The sequence below is a fragment of the Streptomyces sp. BK208 genome (genome assembly GCF_004364245.1).
Taxonomy (GTDB): Bacteria; Actinomycetota; Actinomycetes; order Streptomycetales; family Streptomycetaceae; genus Streptomyces.
The window spans coordinates 331,165-351,135 of record NZ_SOAV01000007.1 but is presented as its reverse complement, the minus strand read 5'-3'; the positions used below and the strand labels follow the sequence as shown (position 1 = coordinate 351,135).

At 74.6% G+C, this 19,971-nt stretch carries 16 protein-coding genes; 2 read left to right on the top strand and 14 right to left on the bottom strand.

Annotated features, from left to right (window positions below):
• Positions 1 to 9 precede the first annotated feature (9 nt).
• The 8 genes from EV562_RS19935 to EV562_RS19900 form a co-directional block, all read right to left on the bottom strand.
• The gene (locus tag EV562_RS19935; RefSeq protein ID WP_133888148.1) at positions 10 to 363 is read right to left on the bottom strand and encodes a barstar family protein; all 354 of its coding nucleotides are present in this window, start codon (positions 361 to 363) and stop codon (positions 10 to 12) included.
• 40 nt (positions 364 to 403) lie between these two features.
• Entirely contained in the window at positions 404 to 1,447 is a 1,044-nt protein-coding gene (locus EV562_RS19930) for a sugar-binding domain-containing protein (protein ID WP_133888147.1), read from the bottom strand.
• 77 nt (positions 1,448 to 1,524) lie between these two features.
• Positions 1,525 to 2,211: a ribulose-phosphate 3-epimerase gene (rpe, locus tag EV562_RS19925; protein ID WP_133888146.1), complete on the bottom strand. Its 687-nt coding sequence runs from the start codon at positions 2,209 to 2,211 to the stop codon at positions 1,525 to 1,527.
• A gap of 137 nt (positions 2,212 to 2,348) precedes the next feature.
• Positions 2,349 to 3,566: an extracellular solute-binding protein gene (locus EV562_RS19920; protein ID WP_133888145.1), complete on the bottom strand. Its 1,218-nt coding sequence runs from the start codon at positions 3,564 to 3,566 to the stop codon at positions 2,349 to 2,351.
• The gene (locus EV562_RS19915) at positions 3,563 to 4,501 is read right to left on the bottom strand and encodes a hypothetical protein (RefSeq protein WP_133888144.1); all 939 of its coding nucleotides are present in this window, start codon (positions 4,499 to 4,501) and stop codon (positions 3,563 to 3,565) included. Before EV562_RS19915 ends, EV562_RS19920 begins: the two co-directional genes overlap by 4 nt.
• The gene (locus tag EV562_RS19910) at positions 4,498 to 5,961 is read right to left on the bottom strand and encodes a VWA domain-containing protein (RefSeq protein ID WP_133888143.1); all 1,464 of its coding nucleotides are present in this window, start codon (positions 5,959 to 5,961) and stop codon (positions 4,498 to 4,500) included. The genes EV562_RS19915 and EV562_RS19910 overlap by 4 nt, the downstream gene beginning before the upstream one ends.
• Before the next feature lie 208 nt (positions 5,962 to 6,169).
• On the bottom strand, positions 6,170 to 8,524 hold the full coding sequence (locus tag EV562_RS19905) for a tetratricopeptide repeat protein (protein ID WP_166661892.1): 2,355 nt from the start codon (positions 8,522 to 8,524) through the stop codon (positions 6,170 to 6,172).
• Between the two features lie 49 nt (positions 8,525 to 8,573).
• Positions 8,574 to 10,289 carry a serine protease gene (locus tag EV562_RS19900; RefSeq protein WP_133888142.1) on the bottom strand — a complete coding sequence of 572 codons (1,716 nt, stop codon included), beginning with the start codon at positions 10,287 to 10,289 and terminating at the stop codon, positions 8,574 to 8,576.
• Between the two features lie 75 nt (positions 10,290 to 10,364).
• Here EV562_RS19900 and EV562_RS19895 point away from each other — a divergent pair, with 75 nt between their 5' ends.
• On the top strand, positions 10,365 to 10,661 hold the full coding sequence (locus tag EV562_RS19895) for a trypco2 family protein (protein WP_208298380.1): 297 nt from the start codon (positions 10,365 to 10,367) through the stop codon (positions 10,659 to 10,661).
• A 244-nt stretch (positions 10,662 to 10,905) separates the two neighbouring features.
• On the opposite strand, the gene EV562_RS19890 is transcribed toward EV562_RS19895, so the two are convergent.
• Positions 10,906 to 12,333: a transcription antitermination factor NusB gene (locus tag EV562_RS19890; RefSeq protein WP_133888140.1), complete on the bottom strand. Its 1,428-nt coding sequence runs from the start codon at positions 12,331 to 12,333 to the stop codon at positions 10,906 to 10,908.
• An 83-nt stretch (positions 12,334 to 12,416) separates the two neighbouring features.
• Positions 12,417 to 13,349 (bottom strand): methionyl-tRNA formyltransferase, encoded by a 933-nt coding sequence (gene fmt, locus EV562_RS19885; protein WP_133888139.1) that lies wholly within the window; start codon positions 13,347 to 13,349, stop codon positions 12,417 to 12,419.
• A 304-nt stretch (positions 13,350 to 13,653) separates the two neighbouring features.
• On the opposite strand from fmt, the gene EV562_RS19875 reads away from it, so the two are divergent.
• Positions 13,654 to 14,205, top strand: coding sequence for a hypothetical protein (locus EV562_RS19875; protein ID WP_133888137.1), 552 nt, complete (start codon positions 13,654 to 13,656; stop codon positions 14,203 to 14,205).
• A gap of 392 nt (positions 14,206 to 14,597) precedes the next feature.
• Here EV562_RS19875 and EV562_RS19870 read toward each other — a convergent pair whose 3' ends face one another.
• From EV562_RS19870 to rpoZ, 4 genes are all read right to left on the bottom strand, one after another.
• Positions 14,598 to 16,748, bottom strand: coding sequence for a primosomal protein N' (locus EV562_RS19870; RefSeq protein WP_133888136.1), 2,151 nt, complete (start codon positions 16,746 to 16,748; stop codon positions 14,598 to 14,600).
• Positions 16,749 to 16,877: 129 nt separating this feature from the next.
• A complete protein-coding gene (metK, locus tag EV562_RS19865; RefSeq protein ID WP_133888135.1) occupies positions 16,878 to 18,086 on the bottom strand; it encodes a methionine adenosyltransferase in 1,209 nt (402 codons plus the stop codon).
• A 239-nt stretch (positions 18,087 to 18,325) separates the two neighbouring features.
• Complete coding sequence (coaBC, locus tag EV562_RS19860; protein ID WP_166661891.1) at positions 18,326 to 19,528, bottom strand: bifunctional phosphopantothenoylcysteine decarboxylase/phosphopantothenate--cysteine ligase CoaBC; 1,203 nt, start codon at positions 19,526 to 19,528, stop codon at positions 18,326 to 18,328.
• 136 nt (positions 19,529 to 19,664) lie between these two features.
• Positions 19,665 to 19,937, bottom strand: coding sequence for a DNA-directed RNA polymerase subunit omega (gene rpoZ / locus EV562_RS19855; RefSeq protein ID WP_003977348.1), 273 nt, complete (start codon positions 19,935 to 19,937; stop codon positions 19,665 to 19,667).
• Positions 19,938 to 19,971 lie beyond the last annotated feature (34 nt).

The window sequence follows — 19,971 nt, the reverse complement described above, 5'->3', positions numbered from 1 at the left end:
CCGGGCAGATCATCCAGGCTGGTCAGCGGCCTCCTTGGAGGTTCCTCCAGGGCCCAGGGTCACGAAGAGCCCCGGACCGCGGTCGGTGGCCTCGGCGAAGACCTCCTCCGCCACGGCCCACTCCTGCGGACGTGCCTCGGCGTACGAGCGCCAGCCCTCCACCACGAGGACCAGCCCCCGGTCCGCGGCGCCCTCGGGCCAGACGGAGGGATCGGCCAGCGAGTCGGCGAGCGCGTCCCAGTTGCGGCCGAACCAGTCGGGCAGCGACAGGTCACGGGCGCAGCGGTCCATCAGGCCCGCCTTGTCCGTGACCCCGCCGAGGTCCAGCGTGACCACGAGCCGCCCCGCGGAGTCCTCGGTCATCCCGCTTCCTTCCTGCTGCGCGTCCCGTTCTGCCGGGCGGTCAGATTCCGTCCGGGTCGGCCCGGTTCAGCGTCGACTTCGGTGCCGATCCCGCCGTCATCAGGTAATCCGCGGCCGACGTGTCCGTCACCAGGCTGGTGACGAGTCCGGAGCGCAGCACCGCGTCGATGGCCGCCGCCTTGCGCTGCCCGCCCGCGATCGCCACCACCTCGGGGATGCGGCGCAGCTGGTCGGCCTTGACCGTGATGCACCGCTCCCCCAGGTCCCGCCCGACCCGGCGGCCCTCGGCGTCGAAGAGGTGCGCGGACATCTCGGCGGCGACCCCGAGCGAGGCGTAGTGCGCGCGCTCCTCGTCGCTGAGCATGTCGTGCACCGTCGAGATGCCCGGCTCCCAGGAGCCGATGGAGACGCAGGCGACCGTGACCTTGTCGAAGTACTCGAAGGCCCGGGCGATCCCGGTCTGGTGCCGCAGCGCCTGCGCGGTGGCGGCGTCCGGCAGCAGCATCGGCGCGTAGATGGGGTGGGCGTCGCCGCCCGACACCTGGGCGGCCCGGCGCACGGCCTCCACCGAGCCGCGCTCGGCGGTCCCGGCGTCGTACACGCCGGTCAGCTGGACCACGGTGCACGGCGGCAGCCGGTCGAGCGCCGCCGCCATGTGGATGGTGGAGCGGCCCCAGGCCAGGCCCAGCACGTCCCCCTCGTTGACCAGCTCGCCGAGCAGGTCGGCGGCCACCTCGCCCAGGTTCTCCGGGTCGGGTGTCTCCTCGGCGTCGGCCGGGGACTCCACCACGACGGCGTGTCTGAGCCCGTAGCGGGCCCGCAGGGCGTCCGAGCGCTCCGCGTCCAGCTCGGCGGGCACCCGGATCTCGATGCGTACAAGGTCCCGCTCGAGGGCGGTCTCGAGAACCCTGGCCACCTTGAAGCGGCTGACGCCGAACTCCTCCGCGATCTGGATCTTGGACTTGCCCTCGAGGTAGAAGCGGCGGGCCATGGCCGCCGCCTGGACCAGCTCAGCGGGTCCCATCCGCATGGCTGAACGGCCCGCCGACATACCCGACACGGCGATCTCCTCACTGATGTTCACACTCTGGATACGCCGTTCATCCTTGCAGATTCGGCGCTGTTGATCAGCCCTGATGGGAGCCGTTCACTTTCTGTTCCTCAGTGGTCGCAGGACCAGGATGCCCCGGCGGTGGCCGCGTCCGCCTGCGTGCGCAGTGCACGTACCGCCTCGGCCGGGTCGGACGCCCCGTACACGGCGGAACCCGCGACGAAGACGTCGGCGCCGGCGTCGGCGCACCGCTCGATCGTGGACGCCGAGACACCGCCGTCGACCTGGAGCCACAGCTCCAGACCGTGCTTCTTGATCAGCTCACGGGTGCGGCGGATCTTCGGCAGCATGATGTCGAGGAACGCCTGCCCGCCGAAGCCGGGTTCAACCGTCATGATCAGCAGCATGTCGAGTTCGGGCAGCAGGTCCTCGTAGGGCTCGATCGGCGTCGCGGGCTTGAGCGCCATGGACGCGCGGGCGCCCTTGGCCCGGATCTCGCGGGCCAGCCGCACCGGCGCGGCGGCCGCCTCGGCGTGGAAGGTGACGGAGCCGGCGCCCGCCTCGACGTACTGCGGCGCCCAGCGGTCGGGGGCCTCGATCATGAGGTGGCAGTCCAGCGGTGTGTCGGTCGCACGGGCCAGCGACTCGACCACCGGCACGCCGAGTGTGAGGTTCGGAACGAAGTGGTTGTCCATGACGTCGACGTGGAGCCAGTCGGCTCCTTCGACCGCCTTGGCCTCGTCCGCGAGGCGGGCGAAGTCGGCGGACAGGATGCTGGGGTTGATCTGCGCGGCCATGGGGCAAGCCTGCCATGCCCTCCGGGGGTGGGTGGGACGGGTCCGGGACGGACGGGGCCGTGCGCCGGCCGCGGCCCCGGTGCCGGGTGCCCGCGCCCGCGGGGCGGAGCCGCACGGTGTCACAGCCCCGCGCCCCTTCAGGGCGCGTCCCGGCCCGTGCTGCACACCGGCAGGTTCTGGGGTCTGCGGAGCGCTTCGAGTTCCTTCAGGCGGCTCTCCAGGTCGGACGGGTCGGCGACGTGGCGCAGGACCGCCTGGTGGAAGGCGTCCCGGGTGGCGCGGGGCATGGCGTCGGAGGCGTCCCAGCACCGGGTGCGGCCGGGTTCGCGCAGGAGGGTTCCGATCTCCCGTTCCGTGGCGTCCTGCTCGGTGTCCGCGGCGGCCGCCCTGTTCGCCGTGTACTCCGGCAGCGCGGTGTCCGGGTCGGCGAGGTAGCGGATCAGCCGCTCCGCCTCCGGGGTCGGATCGAGTACGGCCGCCAGGTCGCCGGAGACCTCCCAGGCGCCGGCGTCCGCACCGGCCTCGGGTACCACCTCGGAGAAGTGGACGTAGTCGCCGCTCTCCTCCCGCCAGTGCCCGGCCCGGAAGGAACCCTGGTGCTCCAGGCGGCCCGCCGCGCAGTCGGCGTCGAAGGCGGTGGTCAGCACCTGTTCGACCCGGGCGGCGTCGCCCGCGCCCACCAGGCCGGCCCAGGTCTGCCAGGCCTTGCGCACGGCGTCGTCGGTCCACGGCAGCCTGCCGTTGGCCCAGTCCGCGTACACCCCCGGTCCGGCCTGCTGGAGCAGGATGTCCTCCACCCAGTCGGTGCCGGGCCAGCCGGAGGTCGCCCCGGACTCCAGGCCGGCGCACCAGCGGGCGGGCGGGCCGGCCGACTGTGCGGTCGGCGCCTGGCCGGCGTACCAGACCATGCTCTTCAGGCCGGTCTTCACGGGCAGCCAGTAGGTGTGGGCGTCCTGCCCGGGCACGGTGACCTCGGGAGCCCAGAAGCGGTCGTACTCCCCGGTGTCGAAGAGGCCGTCCAGCGGGTGCAGCCGGCCGTCGACGGCGTAGGCGAGCAGTTCGCCGGGCCCGGGCAGCACCGCCACGTCGGGCGGGTCGCCGGCCGCCATGTCGGCGGCCAGCACCTGGCTGAGGGCGGAGCTGCCCTGGTAGACCACGTCGATCCGGTACTTCTCCTCGAACGGCTCGACGACGTGCTCCTCGAACTGCTCGCGTTCCGTGCCGCTCCAGTTGGCGAGCAGGGTGACGGAGCCCTCCCAGTCGCGGGCCCAGCGCACCCCGGCGTACACACCGGCGCCGAGCAGGACCAGGCACACGCACAGGACGCCGAGCGTGCGGGCGCCGGGGCGGTTCATCGCCGCCCCCGGAACCGGTACTCGGCGATCCGGGGCCACAGTCCCCACAGCGTCAGCGCCACCACCACGGCTCCTCCCAGCAGTATCCAGTCGGACAGGGAGGCCCAGAACCCGGCGTCGGCGAGCGCGCCCCGGACCTCGTCGGCCGCCTCGGGGATGGCGGCAGGGACGGTCGGCGGCACCCGCATCTCGGCGACGGAGTCGGTCATCGCGCGGTGGGCCGAGAGGGTCTGCCAGGCCAGCACCGGCACGGCGACGGCGCAGAGCGCGGTGGCGGCCAGCAACCGCAGCTGCACGGGCCGCCGGAAGCGGCGCCGCAGGAACCGCTGGGTCTCCAGCAGCGCCCCGCACAGCACCGCGTACAGCACCGCGACGGTGCTCCAGCCCAGCCACAGCTGCCAGGGGAAGGCGGCCTGCCGCCGGGCCTCGGCCAGCTGGCCGGCGCGCAGGGCGTCGAGGCGGCTCATGATGTCGCCCTCGGTGCCCGCCTCGGCCCGCGGACCGAGGACCTTCTCGGCGTAGTGGAGGTAGGCGCCGCGCAGCGGTGAGCCCTCCGGCTCCCGGCCCCGGCGCTCCACCCAGCCCGAGTAGACGGCTATCAGCCCGGTGACGGTCTGGACGTCGTGGCGGCCCGCCAGGCCCGTGACGTTCTCCGAGGCGGCCAGGGCGAGGCTCTGCTGGGCGACGGAGACCTGGGTGAGGAACTCGCCGCTGGTGTCGCCCTCGGCGCCGGCCTGGCGGACCACGTCGTTCGCCTGGCGCAGCGCGCTCTGCGCGGTGTCGACGGCCCGGATGCCGGGGGTGCTCGCGGTGGACAGCGGCACGGTGTCGTCGTGCACGCCCCGGTAGGCGAAGAACAGCGCGAGGGTGGTCGCGGTCGTCAGGGCCAGCAGCAGTCTGAGCCGGCGGACCAGGTCCGGGCCGGTGGTGCTCACGAGCGTGCCTCGAAGCGGTGGCCGCAGGACGGGCAGAACCGGGCGCCCGCCGGAGCCTTGTGCGAGCAGGCGGGGCAGCGCACGGTGGCCCCGTCGCCCGGAGCGGCGCCCGCCGTGCCGGAACCCGTGCCGGTGCCGGGGGCGGGGCCGTAGGTGCTGTGGCTGCTCGCGGTGATCAGGTGCTGGAAGTCGACGGCCGCCACGTCGGGGCGCAGGGCGACCCGGCCGCCCTGCGCGTTCTCGATCCGCACCAGCCGGGCCAGCCGGGCCAGCTGCTCCTCGGCGCCCATGGCATGGGCGAGCCGTACGGCCCGGCCCAGGTGCCGCTCGGCCAGGTCGTGCTGTCCCCGGCGGTGGGCGTCGGTGGCGGCGGCGACGGCCTCGCCGAGCCGCTGGTGCTGCTCGAAGTGCTCGACCTGGGCGTCGGTGTACCGGGACAGGGCCGGATCGTCGGTCCAGTGCACCAGGCAGGCCTGGGGCTGCGGCAGCCGGACCGTGTCACCGCCGGGCACGTCGACGGCGACCACGGCGAGTTGCAGGTCCTCCCGGCGGGGCCGGCCGGCCGGGTCCGCCGCCAGGCACAGCTGGTAGCGGCGCACCTCGTCGCCCCAGGCCCGGGTGACGAACCGGCCGGTGCCCTCCTCGGCGCTCAGCTCGGCCTCGGCCGGGAAGACCTGTTTGAGGTAGCGCACGGTGCACCCGGGCATCGCGGTCACGGAGATCACCAGCTCGGGGACGGTCTTGGTGAGCAGCCGGTTCATCAGCTGCTCGTACTCCCCCGGCAGCTCCGCCTCCGCACGCACCGAGGAGGCGCTGCCGTGCAGCCTGCGGGTGATGCCCAGCAGTTCCCGGGCGTCCCAGCCGTCGCCGATGCCCCAGGCGTCGCAGACGAACCGGCCCGCGCACTCCTCCAGGACCCGGGCCAGCGGCATGTGCTCGTCGTGCTGGTTCTTGCCGTCGGTGAGCAGCAGGACGTGCCCGATGGGCGCGTCCTGCTGCGCCAGCAGCCGGCGGCTCAGGTCCAGCCAGGCGCCGATGCAGGTACCGCCGCCCGCGACCGTCCCGCGCACGGCCCGCTCCGCGCGGGAGCGGGTGTACGCGGAGGCGCGGGCCATGTGCGGGGTCTCCGGGTAGACCACGGCCGCCTCCTCGCTGCCCCGGACCACCGCGAACGGGGTGCCGTCGGACAGCTTGCGGATCGCCGCGACCGCCGCCTGCTGGGCCGCGTGCAGCTTCTCCACCGGCCAGGTCATCGAGCTGGAGCAGTCCATCACCAGCACCTGCGCGAGCACCGGGCCACCCGGACCGCCGGCGCTCCCGGTGCCGTCCACGCGCACGCTGAGGATGGCGTGCATCTGCGGGTCGCCCGCCTCGCCGGACAGGTACTTCCACTGGCTGATCTCCAGCCCTGCGGTCACCTGCCCGGCCGTCTCGCCCGCTCGGGACGTTCCCGTCGCCACGATGTCCGTGCCCCCTCGTCCCCGTAGTCGCCCTCTCACCGCCGCCTCGCCGCGCCGCCGCTGCCGCTGCCGCGTCCGGCGTCGCCGCGGTACCGCCCGCGTCGTCGCCGCGTCGCCCATGTCGTCGTGGTCCCGCCCCCCCTCGGGCGGTACCGCCCATGTCACCGCCGCCTCGTCCGCGTCGTCGTGGTCCCGCGCCGTCACCCGCTCACGCCGTACGCCGCCACCCCCGTACCAGGTCGCGCAGCCCGGCCGGGGCCGGGAGGACCGCGTAGGCGGTGTCCAGCAGATCACCGCGCTCGGCGGCGCTGCCCGCCTGGCCGGCGAGGCGCCTGAGCGACCCGGACAGCAGCCTGCGCAGTGCCTCCTCGGTGTCCTGCGGCCCGAACAGCTCGCCGGCGGGGAAGCCGCTCCCCCAGCCGCCGCGCGGACGGCAGGCGAGCGCGTGTTCGCGCAGCTCGGTCACCAGCCGGTCCCAGGACCCGCTGCCGTCCAGGTGCAGCCCCGCGAGCCGTTCAGCGGCCTCGCGCAGCTCGTCGGCGAGCGGCCCGGGCGCGCCGGGAAGCCGGCCCGCCAGGACCCGCACCGCGGCGACCCGCGCGGCGTCGTAGTGCCGTGAGGTGGTCGGCACCTCGTCCAGCACCTCCACGGCCCGGCGGCGGCCGCCGCGGCGCAGCCGGACCCGGGCCAGCCCGAAGGCGGCGCTGCCCTGGGTGGGGTCGCGCCGCAGGACGGCCTCGTAGAACTCCTCGGCCTGCGTCTCACGGGCCCGCGCGCGTTCCGCCCGCGGCTCGGCGGGCTCACCGGTGTCCGGCTCCCGCAGCCGCTCGGCCAGGTACTCGGCGCAGTACCCGAGCGCCAGCTTGGGCGCCGCCTCGCCGGGCAGCGCCGCGTAGGTGGCGGCGAACTCGTCCTCCGCCTTGTCCACCGCGCCGCGCGTGAGGTGGACCAGGCCCCGGTGCCAGAAGATCCGCCAGTCGTAGTCACCGCTCCACCCCTTGGCCCGGGCCACCCACTCCTCGGCCCGCGCATGGTTCTGGGCGTCCAGGTAGGCGCGGCACAGCCACAGCGCCGTCTCCACGGTGCGCAGCGCCCGGTCGCCCTCCGCGCGTGCGGCGATGCGGTCGGGGGTGTCCGCGGCGAGTCCGCCGAGCAGTACGGCCGCCGGGTCCGACGCGTCGGGCAGCGGGACCGGCAGCGCGCGGGCGGTGTCCCGGGGCTCGGGGGCACCGGCCGGCAGCTCCGGTGCCCCGGTGCCGGAGCGTCGCGTCCACCACTGGAGCGCCGGTACCGCGCCGAGCGCGGCGCCGAAGACGGCCGCTGTGGGCTCGAACCGGGTGGAGCGCTCGGGATACGGTTCCCGGCCGCCGAGCGCCTGGTCCTCGCGCAGCACTTCCCACAGCTGGCGGGACATCTCTGCGGCGGAACGGAACCGGGCGGCCGGCTCGGGGTGGGTGGCCCGGCGGATCAGCGCCTCGAAGGAGCGGGCGGCCAGTCCGGCGGGGCGGGTGGCCCGCTCGGCGAGCACCTTCAGGGTCCGGCCGACGGTGTAGAGGTCGCTGTCGACGTCGAGGCCGCGCCGGTCGCGTTCGCGCCTGGGCGGGGCGTAGCCGTGGGTGTGGACGAGCCCGGAGGAGTGGTCGTCGATCCGGCGGATGGCGCCCAGATCGATGACCTTGATCTCGCGCCCGTAGTGGATGACGTTCTCGGGCTTCATGTCGCAGTAGAGCAGGCCCCGGTCGTGCAGGTACTCCAGGGCGCCGAGGATCTTGCAGCCGTACGTGATGACGTGCCCGAACGCGAAACCGCCCGCGCCGAAGAGCCGCGCCAGCTCCTCCTCGGGGGCGAAGCGGATCCAGGCGAGGGAACGGCCGCCGACGTACTCCATCACGATGTAGCCGGTCGGTTCGGCGTCGCCGGGCGCCCGGTGCTGGACGTGGGTGACGATGCGGACGATGTCACGGTGGTGGAGCGTGCTGAGCGAGCGGCGCTCCTCGACCGCCGCCCGGCGGGCCACGGCGTCACCGGTGTTGATCAGCCCCTTGAGGACGACGTGCAGTCCGGGCACCCGGGTGTCCTCGGCCAGGTAGACCCAGCCGTGGCCGCCGACCGCGAGGTAGCCGAGCACCTCGTAGTGCCCGCCGACCCGGTCACCGGGACGCAGCTTCGGCCGGAACGAGTACTCCGTACCGCACTCCGGACAGAACCCGTGGTCGGGCGCGGGACCGCCGTCGTAGGAGACGCCGATGGTGCCGACGCAGTTGTCGACGCCGCAGCGCCGGCCGCCGGTCGGGGGCCGGGCGACGGTGTCGGCGGCCTCGGCGGGGTCCGGGGAGGGCAGGGCCGGCAGCACCAGGAGCCCGTCGCGGTCCAGTTCACCGGCGGCCGGGGCGACCGGGCCCTGCGGGGGCTTCACCGGTGCGGCCGGGTCGTCCGGGCCGGGGTCCGGCGGCGCCGGAGGGGAATCGGGGGCGAGGGGGCGGCGGAAGCAGGTGTCGCAGAACCCGGTGACCATGACGCGGCCGCCGCGGCAGTCGGCTCTGACGCAAGCTCTCCCGCTCATGCCGAGACCCTCCGATGCGGTCGCGGGGCGGGCCCGGGCGTTCCCGCCGTCATCGCGCGTCCCCTTCCCGGTGGTCGTCCACGCGCCGGGTGTAGGCGTCCACCGCCGCTTCCGCCGCCCGCACGTCGCAGGGGCGCGCCCGGAGCAGCGCGTGGGCCCGGAGGTAGAGGTCGTCCACCGCGGGGTCCTCCTCGCCCCGCAGCGAGTGCTGGTGCAGGACCTGGTAGCCGCGCAGGCGTCCGGCGAGTTCGTCACGCCGGTCGCGGAGTCCGTCGAGCTCCGCTACACCGGTCGCCAGGCGGCCCGCCACCCGGTCGGCCAGCCGTTCGTACCGGTCGAGTCCGGGGGCGGATCCGGAGTCCCGGCCGGGGTCCCGGTGCCCGTCCTCTTGGTCGTCGTCGGCGCGGAGCAGGTCGGCCAGGGCCGCGTGCGCGGCCACCAGTTGCGAGTCGAGCGGGCGCATTCCGTGCGGCACCACGGCGGCGAGGCGTTCGTGCAGGTCCTCGGCGAGCGGTCCGGTGATCTCCCGCAGCCGCTCGACGAGCCGGGCGCGGCGCTCCCGCACGGGCCGGACGAGCAGTCTGTCGCAGGCCAGGCGGTGGCAGTCGCCTGCGGTACGGAACACCAGCAGCAGACGGCTGCCGCCGGTGCGCAGCACGTCCAGGAGGTCAAGCAGGGGCAGCGGGTCGACCGCCTCGTCGACACCGACGACGACCAGGTTGAGGGTGGCCTTCGAGGCCCGGATGCGGTCGAGCGGCGGGTTCTCCGGGTGCTGCCACAGGCCCATGCGTTCGGCGATCCGCTCGGCGATCTCGGCGGCGGTCGTCCCGCTCGCCTCCACGGCGAGGTCGTGGCCGCCGGCCGACGGCACGGTGCCGGGCGGGTCGAGGGACGCGCGGTCGACCGAGACCGCGGTGCGCAACTCGCGGTCGGCGAGGGTGATGGCGCGGCGCAGCGTGGCCGCGCGTGCGGCGTCCCCGGGGTCGACGACGCTGATCTTCACCTGGCTCCCGTCGTCGCGCAGCCAGGCGGCGAGGCGCTGGGCGAAGGGCTCGTCGAGCAGGTCCCGGGAGCTGTCGTCGGCGGCGGGGAGCAGCCGCTCGTCGACGGCCGCGGGACCCACGATGTACGGCTTGAGCCCGGGCAGGTGCCGGGCGATGGTCTCGGCGGGACTCATGAAGGAGAACCGGTTGCCGTGCTGGTCGAGCTGGCCGCTGAGCACCATGCCGATGACCTCGCCGGTCCGGTCGTCGGCGACGCCCGCGCCGCTGCACCCGGGGCTGGCCAGCTCGCCGGGGCTGACCGGGCTCAGCTGCACCTGCCCGTCGCGCCCGCAGCCGCCGACGACGGTGCAGCGGAACCAGATGCCGCCGTTGTGCGCGTAGGGGAAGCCGTACATGCGCACGTCACGGTTGCGCGCCGACAGCCGGTGCAGCCGTACCGTTTCCTCCGTCGGCCGGGGCCGCTCCAGCCGCAGCAGCGCCACGTCCCCGCTGGGGTCACCGTCGGCGTCCCGCGTCTCCGGCACGTAGGCGGTCGCGTCCACCCGGGCGGGCACCGCGGGCACGCTGTGATCGGCCGCGCCGACGAACTCGGCGGTGATCCGGGTCTCGGCCCGGTCCACGACGTGCGCGCAGGTGAGCACCTGATCGGGGGTCAGCAGAATGCCGGCACCCGCGATCTCCCCGTCCGCTCCCCGGATCCGCACCGCCCAACTCGGCGTCTTCATGGGCGAGGCGGCCGGATCTCCCCCGCCAGCAGCCATATGCGAACTATACGGGCGTGTGCTCCTGTCGCATACTGCTGCGGCAAGAGTGAACCAGCTCTGTACGGAGGCGAGTTGACGAACGAACCGGGTTTCGTGGGGCTGGCCGAGGTGATCGGCCGGATACGCGGCGAACTGGAGGAGGCACGCGCCGATGCGGAGGGACGGGACCTCGGTTTCGCCGTGGAGAACGTGAGCCTGACCTTCACCGTGCAGGTCCACCGGGCCGGCAGCGGCCGGGGCGGCGTCCGCATCGGCGTGGTGACGGCCGAACTGGGCGGCTCGGTCGACCACCAGACCACCCATCAGGTCCAGGTGGACCTCAAGCCGGAGCTGACGGGCGGCGAGCGGGTGAAGGTGAACAGACGCTAGACGTGCCTAGACGGACGCAGGACGCGCCCAGGACGGACGCCGGACGCGCCGAGGGCGCAAGCCGGTTCGCGAGACAAAGCCGGTTCGAGGCCGAAGCCGGTTCGCAGAGCGAGGCCCGTTCGCGGAGCGAGGCCCGTTCGCGGAGCGAGGCCCGTTCGCGGAGCGAGACCCGTTCGCGGAGCGAGACCCGTTGGATGCGGGACGCCGGTCCGAAGGCCGGCGTCGATCCGGGGAACGCGGCCGGTCACGAGGTCCGGCGCACGAGTGCCAGGAACATGGCGTCCGTGCCGTGCAGGTGCGGCCAGAGCTGGACGTCCGGGCCGTCGCCCAGGTCGGGAACGCCGGGCAGCAGCGGCCGCGCGTCGAGCAGCTCGGTGCCGGGATACTGCTTGAGGACGTCCGCGACGACGGCGCGGGTCTCTGCAAGGTGCGGAGAGCAGGTCGCGTAGGCGACGACGCCCCCGACCCGTACGGCCTCCAGGGCGCCGCGCAGCAGCCCGCGCTGGAGCGGGGCGAAGCCCTCCAGGTCCTCGGGGCGGCGCCGCCAGCGCGCCTCGGGACGGCGTCGCAGGGCGCCCAGGCCGGTGCACGGCACGTCGACCAGGACGCGGTCGAAGCTCCCGGGCCGCCAGGCCGGGCGGGTCCCGTCGGCCGCGATGACCTGGTACGGCCCCGGGTTGCCGTCCAGCGCCCTGGCCACGAGACCGGCGCGGTGCGGCTGCTTCTCGGAGGCCAGCAGGAAGGCGCCCCGCTCGGCGGCGAGCGCGGCGAGGAGCGCGGCCTTGCCCCCGGGGCCCGCGCACCCGTCCAGCCAGCGCCGGTCCGGCCCGTCCAGGGGCGCGTTGGCGAGGGCCAGGGCGACCAGCTGGCTGCCCTCGTCCTGGACGCCGGCGCGGCCCTCCCGCACGGCCTCGACCGCCCCGGGCTCGCCGCCCTCGCTCAACCGCACGGCGTACGGCGACCAGCGTCCCGGCAGGGCGGCCTCCTCACCGAGGAGTTCCTCGCGGGTGGCCCGGCCCGGCCGCGCGACGAGCGTGACCTCGGGGCGTTCGTTGTCTGCGGCCAGCAGGTCCTCGATGCCGGCCCGGCCGCCGCCCAGCGAGTCCCACAGCGCGGAGACGACCCAGCGCGGGTGCGAGTGCACGACGGCCAGGTGGTCCTCGGGGTCCTCGTCGTAGGGCGGGGCGACCCGCTGGAGCCAGCCGTCGAGATCGTCCCGGGCCACCTTGCGCAGGACGGCGTTGACGAACTTGGCCCGCCCGTCCCCGAGCACGACCCGCGCCAGCTCCACGGAGGCGGAGACGGCGGCGTGACTCGGGATCCGCGTCCCGAGCAGCTGGTGCACGCCCAGGCTGAGCACGTCGAGCACCGGCGGGTCGACCTCGCGCAGCGGGCGGTCGACGCAGTCCGCGATGATCGCGTCGTACGTCCCCTGCCGGCGCAGCGTCCCGTAGACCAGCTCGGTCGCGAGCGCCGCGTCCCGGGTGTCGAACTTCTCCGGGCCCTCCTTCTCCCGCGCCTTGCGCAGCAGCGGCGGCAGGACCAGGTTGGCGTACGCGTCCCGCTCGTCGACGGCCCTGAGCGCCTCGAAGGCGAGGACGCGGACGGGGTCCTTCTGGGGCCTGCGGTACGGCTTGCCGGGCTTGCGGGGACGGCGGGGCTGCTCGCTCACGAAAAAGGTGCTCCGGGTATGAGGTGAAGTGCGCTCACCAGCGTACGCCGGGCCGGTGAACGGTGCGGTGGGGGCGGCGCGGGTCAGCCGCCGAGCAGCTCGCCCTCGGTGATCCGCACGCCGCGCGCCCAGTCCGCGGCCCGCATCGGCTTCTTGCCCTGCGCCTGCACCCACAGCAGCTCGACGGCGTGCGAGCCGGTGCCGACGTACACGTTGTTCTTGCCCGCTGCGAGCTGCCCGGGCGCGAGGTCCGTGCGGTCGGGCAGCGGGACGGCCTGCACGAGCTTGAGGCGCTCACCCCGGAAGGTGGTCCAGGCGCCGGGGGCCGGGGTGCAGCCGCGCACCACCCGGTCCACCCGAAGCGCCGGGGCGGCCCAGTCGATCCGGGCGTCCTCGACGGTGATCTTCGGGGCGAGGGTGACGCCCTCGTCCGGCTGCGGTACGGCCTTCAGGCTGCCGTCCTCGATGCCGTCCATGGTGGCCGCGAGCAGACCGGCACCGGCGAAGGCCAGCCGGGTCAGCAGGTCGCCGCTGGTGTCGGTGGGGCGGACGGTCTCGGTGACCGTCCCGTACACGGGGCCGGAGTCCAGGCCCTCCTCGATCAGGAAGGTGGACGCACCGGTGATCTCGTCGCCGGCCATCAGCGAGTGCTGCACGGGAGCCGCGCCGCGCCAGGCGGGCAGCAGCGAGAAGTGCAGGTTGACCCAGCCGCGGGCGGGCACGTCCAGGGCGACGCGGGGCAGCAGGGCGCCGTAGGCGACGACGGGGCAGCAGTCGGGCGCGATCTCGCGCAGCCGCTCCAGGAAGTCGGCATCGCGCGGCTTCGCGGGCTTGAGCACCTCGATGCCCGCCTCCTCGGCCCGCTCGGCCACGGGCGAGGCGACCAGCCGGCGCCCGCGCCCGGCCGGAGCGTCGGGCCGCGTGACGACGGCGGCCACCTCGTGGCGCCCGGAGGCGATCAGGGCGTCCAGGGCGGGAACGGCGACCTCGGGGGTACCGGCGAAGACCAGCTTCATGGGTGGGACGGGCCTCTCGGGCGGGGACTTTGCGGGCGACGCACCAGTCTACGAGCCGTCAACCGACGAAGAGCCGCCGACGGCGCGGCACCCCGACGGCGGGCGCTCGCGACGCGACCGGCGGCGAACAGGTGGTGCGCGGGTGGGAGACCCTCCGGGGCCGCGGACCGAGGGGGCGCACGAACAAACCCCCACGCCCCCGCCCCGTGACCAAGTCCGCACCCGCACGTTGGTCAAGGAAGAGTTGACACACCGGGCCGTCGCGCGGCCCGATTCCTTCAACGCCGGTTCGAGAGGCTTGTTCATGGCCGACCACGCAACCCACGACGCCCAGGCTCGGGCCAGCCTGCACTTGCTGGTGCGGGACATCGAGCGGGTCCGCCGGCAGGTGGACGCACTGCGCACCCTCACCGCCCAGCTGGGCAACGTCTACCGTCCGCGCCGCCCCGGACCCTCCACGGGCTTCGTCGTGTACGGACGCGCCCCCGCTCCGACCGTCCGCCTCGCCCAGGAGCTGCGGGACAGTGTCGAGACCCTGGTCACGGCCGCCGTGGACTTCGACCGTTCGCTCGGCTTCTCGTGGGACGCGGTGGGCTCCGCGCTCGGCGTCACCAAGCAGGCGGTGCACCGCCGCTACGGCTCCCGCCGCGCCGCGGCCCAGACGGCGTCCACCGCCGAGGCCGCCGAGCACGCACCGGAGCCGGCCGACAGCCGTCCGGTCAACGTGGGCGCCGCCCTCCCGCCGGTGCCCACGGTCCCGGCGGCCCGCTCGATGCCGACCCAGCCCACCTCCGGCAGTCCGTCCCTGCGCGACGAGGTCCGTCCGACCGCCTTCCCCAGCCCGCGCAACGGCTGACCCGCACCGACCGACGCGCAGCCCCTGCCTCCCACCGGCTGCCCCGCACACCGGCCGAGCGACAGCGGTCCCACCGACCGCCCCGCACCCGGCCGAAGCGCGATCTCCGCACCGGCCCTCCGCCCTCCCCCACCCGGGAGACGGAGGGCCGCGGCACGTGCACCCGCCGAGCCGAACCGCCGGCCGGTGCGAGCCCGCCCCCCCCCCAGCCGGGCAAACCGGATCACCGTCGACCGATGCGAGCCCGCCCCCGGCCGGGCAGACCGGATCACCGCCAGCCGGCGCAGACCGGCGCAGCCTCAGCCGGAGAACCGGCACAGCCCCCCACCACTCCGAGCCGGAGGGCCTCCCTCCCCTCTCCTCCCCCCGACGAGGCGGGGCGGGATCACCCCTCAGCCGATGTCGGGCGGATCGATCCGCACCCACACCGCCGTGTCGCTCCCGCGGGCCGTCCGCGCCGCCTGGGCGGCCTTCAGCGCACCGGCGAGTGCGGCCCCGCGCCCCGGCGGGACCCGGATCAGCGCCCGCTCCCAGTGCTCGCCGGGGGGAGGCGCCCCCACCCGGCGCGGCCGTCCCGCCGCCGTGACGGGCAAGGGCACCGGACCGAGCACCTCCGCTTCGGCCGGCAGCTCGACGGCGCCCAGGAAGCCGGTCACCGCTTCCGGAGGTCCGGACACGGCCGCCATCCGCGACACCGGCGGAAAACCCAGCTCGGCCCGTTCGGCCAGCTCCCGCAGCGCGTGTCCGACCGGGTCCCAGCGCACCAGCGCCTGCACCGGCCGCAGCGTCGGCTCGGCGACCGCGACGACGGTGCCCCCGGCGCTCTGCGGGCGCACCAGGGCGGCGGCGGCCATCCAGCGGCGCAGCGCGTCCTCACCGGCGCGCAGATCGGGCCGGCCGAGCATCGCCCACCCGTCGAGCAGCAACGCCGCCGCATAACCGCCCTCGGCGACCGGTTCGGCCCCCGGGGTGCTCACGACCAGCGCGGGAGCCTCGGACACGGTGTCCAGCACGTGCTCGCGCCCGGACGTGCGCACCGGCACGGCCGGGAAGGCCCGCCCCAGTTCCTCCGCGGTGCGGCGGGCGCCCACGACCTGCGCGCGCAGCCGGAACGCCCCGCACTCCGGGCAGTGCCAGGCGGCCTCCTCGCGCCCGCACCAGCCGCACCGCAGGGCGGAGGACGACTGCTGCCCCTCCAGCGGGCCCGAGCAGTGCCGGCACCGCGCGGGCGTCCGGCACGCAGCGCAGGCCATGCGGGGCACGTAGCCGCGCCGGGGCACCTGGACGAGCACCGGCCCGAGCCGCAGCCCTTCCCTGACGGCCTGCCAGGCGAGGGTCGGCAGGCGCGCGGCGCGGGCGGCCTCGTCCCGGGCCAGGTCCTGGTCCCCGACGGTCCGCACCAGGGGCGCGGCGGCCCGTACCTGCTCGCGCGCCGCGACCAGGGGCCGGGCCCAGCCGGTCTCCACGAGCTGGGCCGCCTCCACGGTGCAGCTCCAGCCGCCCAGCAGGAAGGCGCACCGGTCCTGGGCGGCCCGCAGCAGCAGCACCTCGCGGGCGTGCGGCTGCGGGGCGTGCGGCTCGCTGTGGCTGTCGTCGCCGTCGTCCCACAGGGCGACCAGGCCGAGGTCCCGCACCGGCGCGAACATGGCGGCCCTGGTCCCGATCACGGCCCGTACGGCACCGCGGCGCACCGCGAGCCACTGCGCGTACCGCTTCTCGGGGCCGGCGTCGGCGGTGAGCACCGCGTGCCGGCCCTCGCCGAGGAGGGCGGTGAGCGCGGCGTCGGCACGGGCCACGGCCCGCCCGTCCGGCAGGACGGCCAGGGCGCCCCGGCCGGAGGCCAGCGTCGCCGCCACGGCCCGGGCCAGCTCCTCCGCCCACTGCGGGCCCGGCAACGCGTTCCACACCGCGCGCGGCGCGCCTCCCGCCGCGAGCGCCGCCACGAACGCGGGCCCCTGCTCGTAGCGCGCCCACGTCCCCGGCTCGGGCGCGGGGGGTGCGGGCAGCGGTTCGGGCGAGGCCCGCTTCTCGGCGCGCGCGTTGCGCGGGGGTACGGCGAGCTGGAGGACGTCGGCGACGCTGCCCGCGTACCGGTCGGCGACCGCACGGACGAGGCCGAGCAGCTCCTCGTCGAGGATCCGCTCGGGCGAGACGACCTGGGCCAGGGCGGCCAGGGGCCCCGCGTAGTCGGATTCGGCGAGCCGCTCGACCAGGAAGCCGTCGATGAGCCCGCCGCCTTCGCGCCGCCCGTCCCGCACCCGGTGCCGCCCGGCCCCGAAGCGCACCCGCACCCGCACGCCGGGCCGGGCCTCGTCGTCCAGCTCCTCGGGCACGGCGTAGTCGAAGTACCGGTCGAGGTGGAGCACGCCCTTGTCGACGAGGACCCGGGCGACCGGCAGCTCCTTGGCGAGCGCGGCGCCGCGCCAGGTGCGCGGCTTCGCTCGCGGGGTCTTCGCCGCGCGCACGGTCTCCCGAATGAGCGCGAGCTGCTCGGGCGGCGCGTCCTGCGCGCCGCCCTGCTCCGGTCCGTCCTCGCTGCTCACGCCTGCATTCTCGCAAAGACCACTGACAGCGCGGACGGGGTCCGGAGCGTGCGAAGAGGCCCGGTGCCCCCGTCGGGGGCACCGGGCCTCTTCATGTGCCGCCGGGCGCGCCTGCGCCCGGAGCCGTGCCTACAGGCCCGCGGCCTCGCGCAGCGCGTCCACGCGGTCCGTGCGCTCCCAGGTGAAGTCGGGCAGCTCACGGCCGAAGTGACCGTACGCCGCGGTCTGGGCGTAGATCGGGCGGAGCAGGTCGAGGTCGCGGATGATGGCGGCCGGGCGAAGGTCGAAGACCTCGTCGATCGCCTTCTCGATCTTCTCGGCGTCGACCTTGGCGGTGCCGAAGGTCTCCACGAACAGACCGACCGGCTCGGCCTTGCCGATCGCGTAGGCGACCTGGACCTCGCAGCGGGCGGCGAGGCCGGCGGCCACGACGTTCTTGGCGACCCAGCGCATCGCGTACGCCGCGGAACGGTCGACCTTCGACGGGTCCTTGCCGGAGAAGGCGCCGCCGCCGTGGCGGGCCATGCCGCCGTACGTGTCGATGATGATCTTGCGGCCGGTCAGGCCGGCGTCGCCCATCGGACCGCCGATCTCGAAGCGGCCGGTCGGGTTGACCAGGAGGCGGTAGTTCTCCGTGTCGATCTTGATGCCGTCCTCCAGGAGCGCCCGCAGCTCCGGCTCGACGACGAACTCCTTGATGTCCGGTGCCAGCAGCGACTCCAGGTCGATGTCGCTCGCGTGCTGCGAGGAGACGACGACCGTGTCCAGGCGGACCGCCTTGTCACCGTCGTACTCGATGGTGACCTGGGTCTTGCCGTCCGGGCGCAGGTAGGGGATGGTGCCGTTCTTGCGGACCTCGGACAGGCGCTTGGACAGGCGGTGCGCCAGGAAGACCGGCAGCGGCATCAGCGTCGGCGTCTCGTCGGACGCGTAGCCGAACATCAGGCCTTGGTCGCCGGCGCCCTGACGGTCCAGCTCGTCCTCGTCGCCCTCGACCCGGTTCTCGTACGCCGTGTCGACACCCTGGGCGATGTCCGGGGACTGCGCGCCGATGGAGACCGAGACGCCGCAGGAGGCGCCGTCGAAGCCCTTCTTGGAGGAGTCGTAGCCGATCTCCAGGATCTTTCCGCGGACCAGGTTGGCGATGTCCGCGTAGGCCTTGGTGGTGACCTCACCGGCCACGTGCACCAGACCGGTGGTGATCAGGGTTTCGACGGCGACCCGAGAGGTCGGGTCCTCACGCAGAAGCGCGTCGAGAATCGTGTCGCTGATCTGGTCAGCGATCTTGTCGGGGTGACCTTCGGTCACGGACTCCGAGGTGAACAGGCGACGGGACACAACGCTCCCTGGGGTTGCAGCGGCTGCTGGCTGATCATTTGTGGACGGCACGGGGAGCTGCACCCGGCGACGTCCGAGAACAGTTTATCGGTCGCACTCTGCCGCGGGCCCACCTGTCTCAGCTCTCGGGAGGGCTGTGACCTGCGGCACGGGCATTCTGCCCAGAAGGAAGCCCCCTTGGCCAGGGGCGCCACGCTGGAATGCGCCGTCTTCGGAGCGTCTTCGAGCAAATGGGTCATTCACTCCAGACGACGGACGACGAGGTCCCAGACGGTGTCGGCCAGAGCTTCCTTCGGGCCGCGGGCGACCGGCATCTCGCTGCCGTCGGCGCCCAGGACCACCGCCTCGTTCTCCTCGGAACCGAAGGTCTTGCGCTCCCCCACCTCGTTCACCACGAGGAGGTCGCAGCCCTTCCGTTTCAGCTTGGCCCGTCCGTTGGCCAGGACGTCGTCGGTCTCGGCGGCGAAGCCGACGATCACCTGTCCGGAGCGGGCCCGGGTCCCGGAGATCTCCGCGAGGATGTCCGGATTACGCACCAGGGCGATCGGCGCGGGCTCCTGGCCGTCCCGCTTCTTGATCTTCCCGGTGGCATACGTCGCCGGCCGGAAGTCGGCCACCGCCGCGGCCATGACGACGGCGTCGGCGTCCGCCGCGGCGCGCAACATCGCCTCGCGCAGCTCCACCGCCGTGCCGACCGGCACCACGTCCACACCGGCCGGGTCGGGCATGGCCGCGTTCGCCGCGACCAGCGTGACGCGGGCGCCGCGGGCGGCAGCGGTGCGGGCGAGGGCGTAGCCCTGCTTGCCGGAGGACCGGTTGCCGAGGAAGCGGACCGGGTCCAGGGGCTCCCGGGTGCCGCCGGCACTGACGACGACGTGCCGCCCGGTGAGGTCGGGCTCGCGCACCCCGCGGGCGAGGACCCGGCGGCAGACCTCGAAGATCTCGCCCGGGTCGGGCAGCCGGCCCTTGCCGGTGTCGACGCCGGTGAGGCGGCCGACGGCCGGTTCGATCACGACGGCGCCGCGGCGGCGCAGCGTCGCCACGTTCTCCTGGGTGGCCGGGTGCTCCCACATCTCGGTGTGCATCGCCGGGGCGAAGACGACCGGGCAGCGGGCCGTGAGCAGGGTGTTGGTGAGCAGGTCGTCGGCCAGGCCGTGAGCCGCCTTGGCGAGCATGTCGGCGGTGGCCGGAGCGACGACGACCAGGTCGGCGTGCTGGCCGATCCGGACGTGCGGGACCTCGTGGACGTCGGCCCAGACCTCCGTCGACACGGGGTTGCCGGACAGGGCGGACCAGGTGGCGGCGCCCACGAAGTGCAGCGCGGACGCGGTGGGGACGACGCGGACCTCGTGTCCCGACTCGGTGAATCTGCGCAGCAGCTCACAGGCCTTGTACGCGGCGATGCCGCCACTGACCCCCAGAACGACCTCGGGCTTGTCCACCGTCTCTCCCCGGCTCGGATGACGCGCTCGGAGTGCGCGCACGTCCCATCACACACCACAGGCCCGACAGTCGGGCTGCCGGGCCTGTGGATAAGTCAGCGTAAGGCTGAAGATACTACCGCCGATGCTGCTGGTGTTACTGCGCCGGGCCCTCGATGGCCTCGGAGGTCAGCAGCCCCGCGTTGATCTCGCGCAGGGCGATCGAGAGCGGCTTCTCGTGAACGTGGGTGTCGACGAGCGGACCGACGTACTCGAGGAGGCCCTCACCGAGCTGCGAGTAGTACGCGTTGATCTGGCGGGCCCGCTTGGCCGCGTAGATCACGAGGCTGTACTTCGAGTCCGTGGCCTCGAGGAGCTCGTCGATCGGCGGGTTGATGATGCCCTCGGGCGCGGAGATGGAAGAGGACACGCTCTACCTTCCGATGGATGGGAAAGATTCAGTC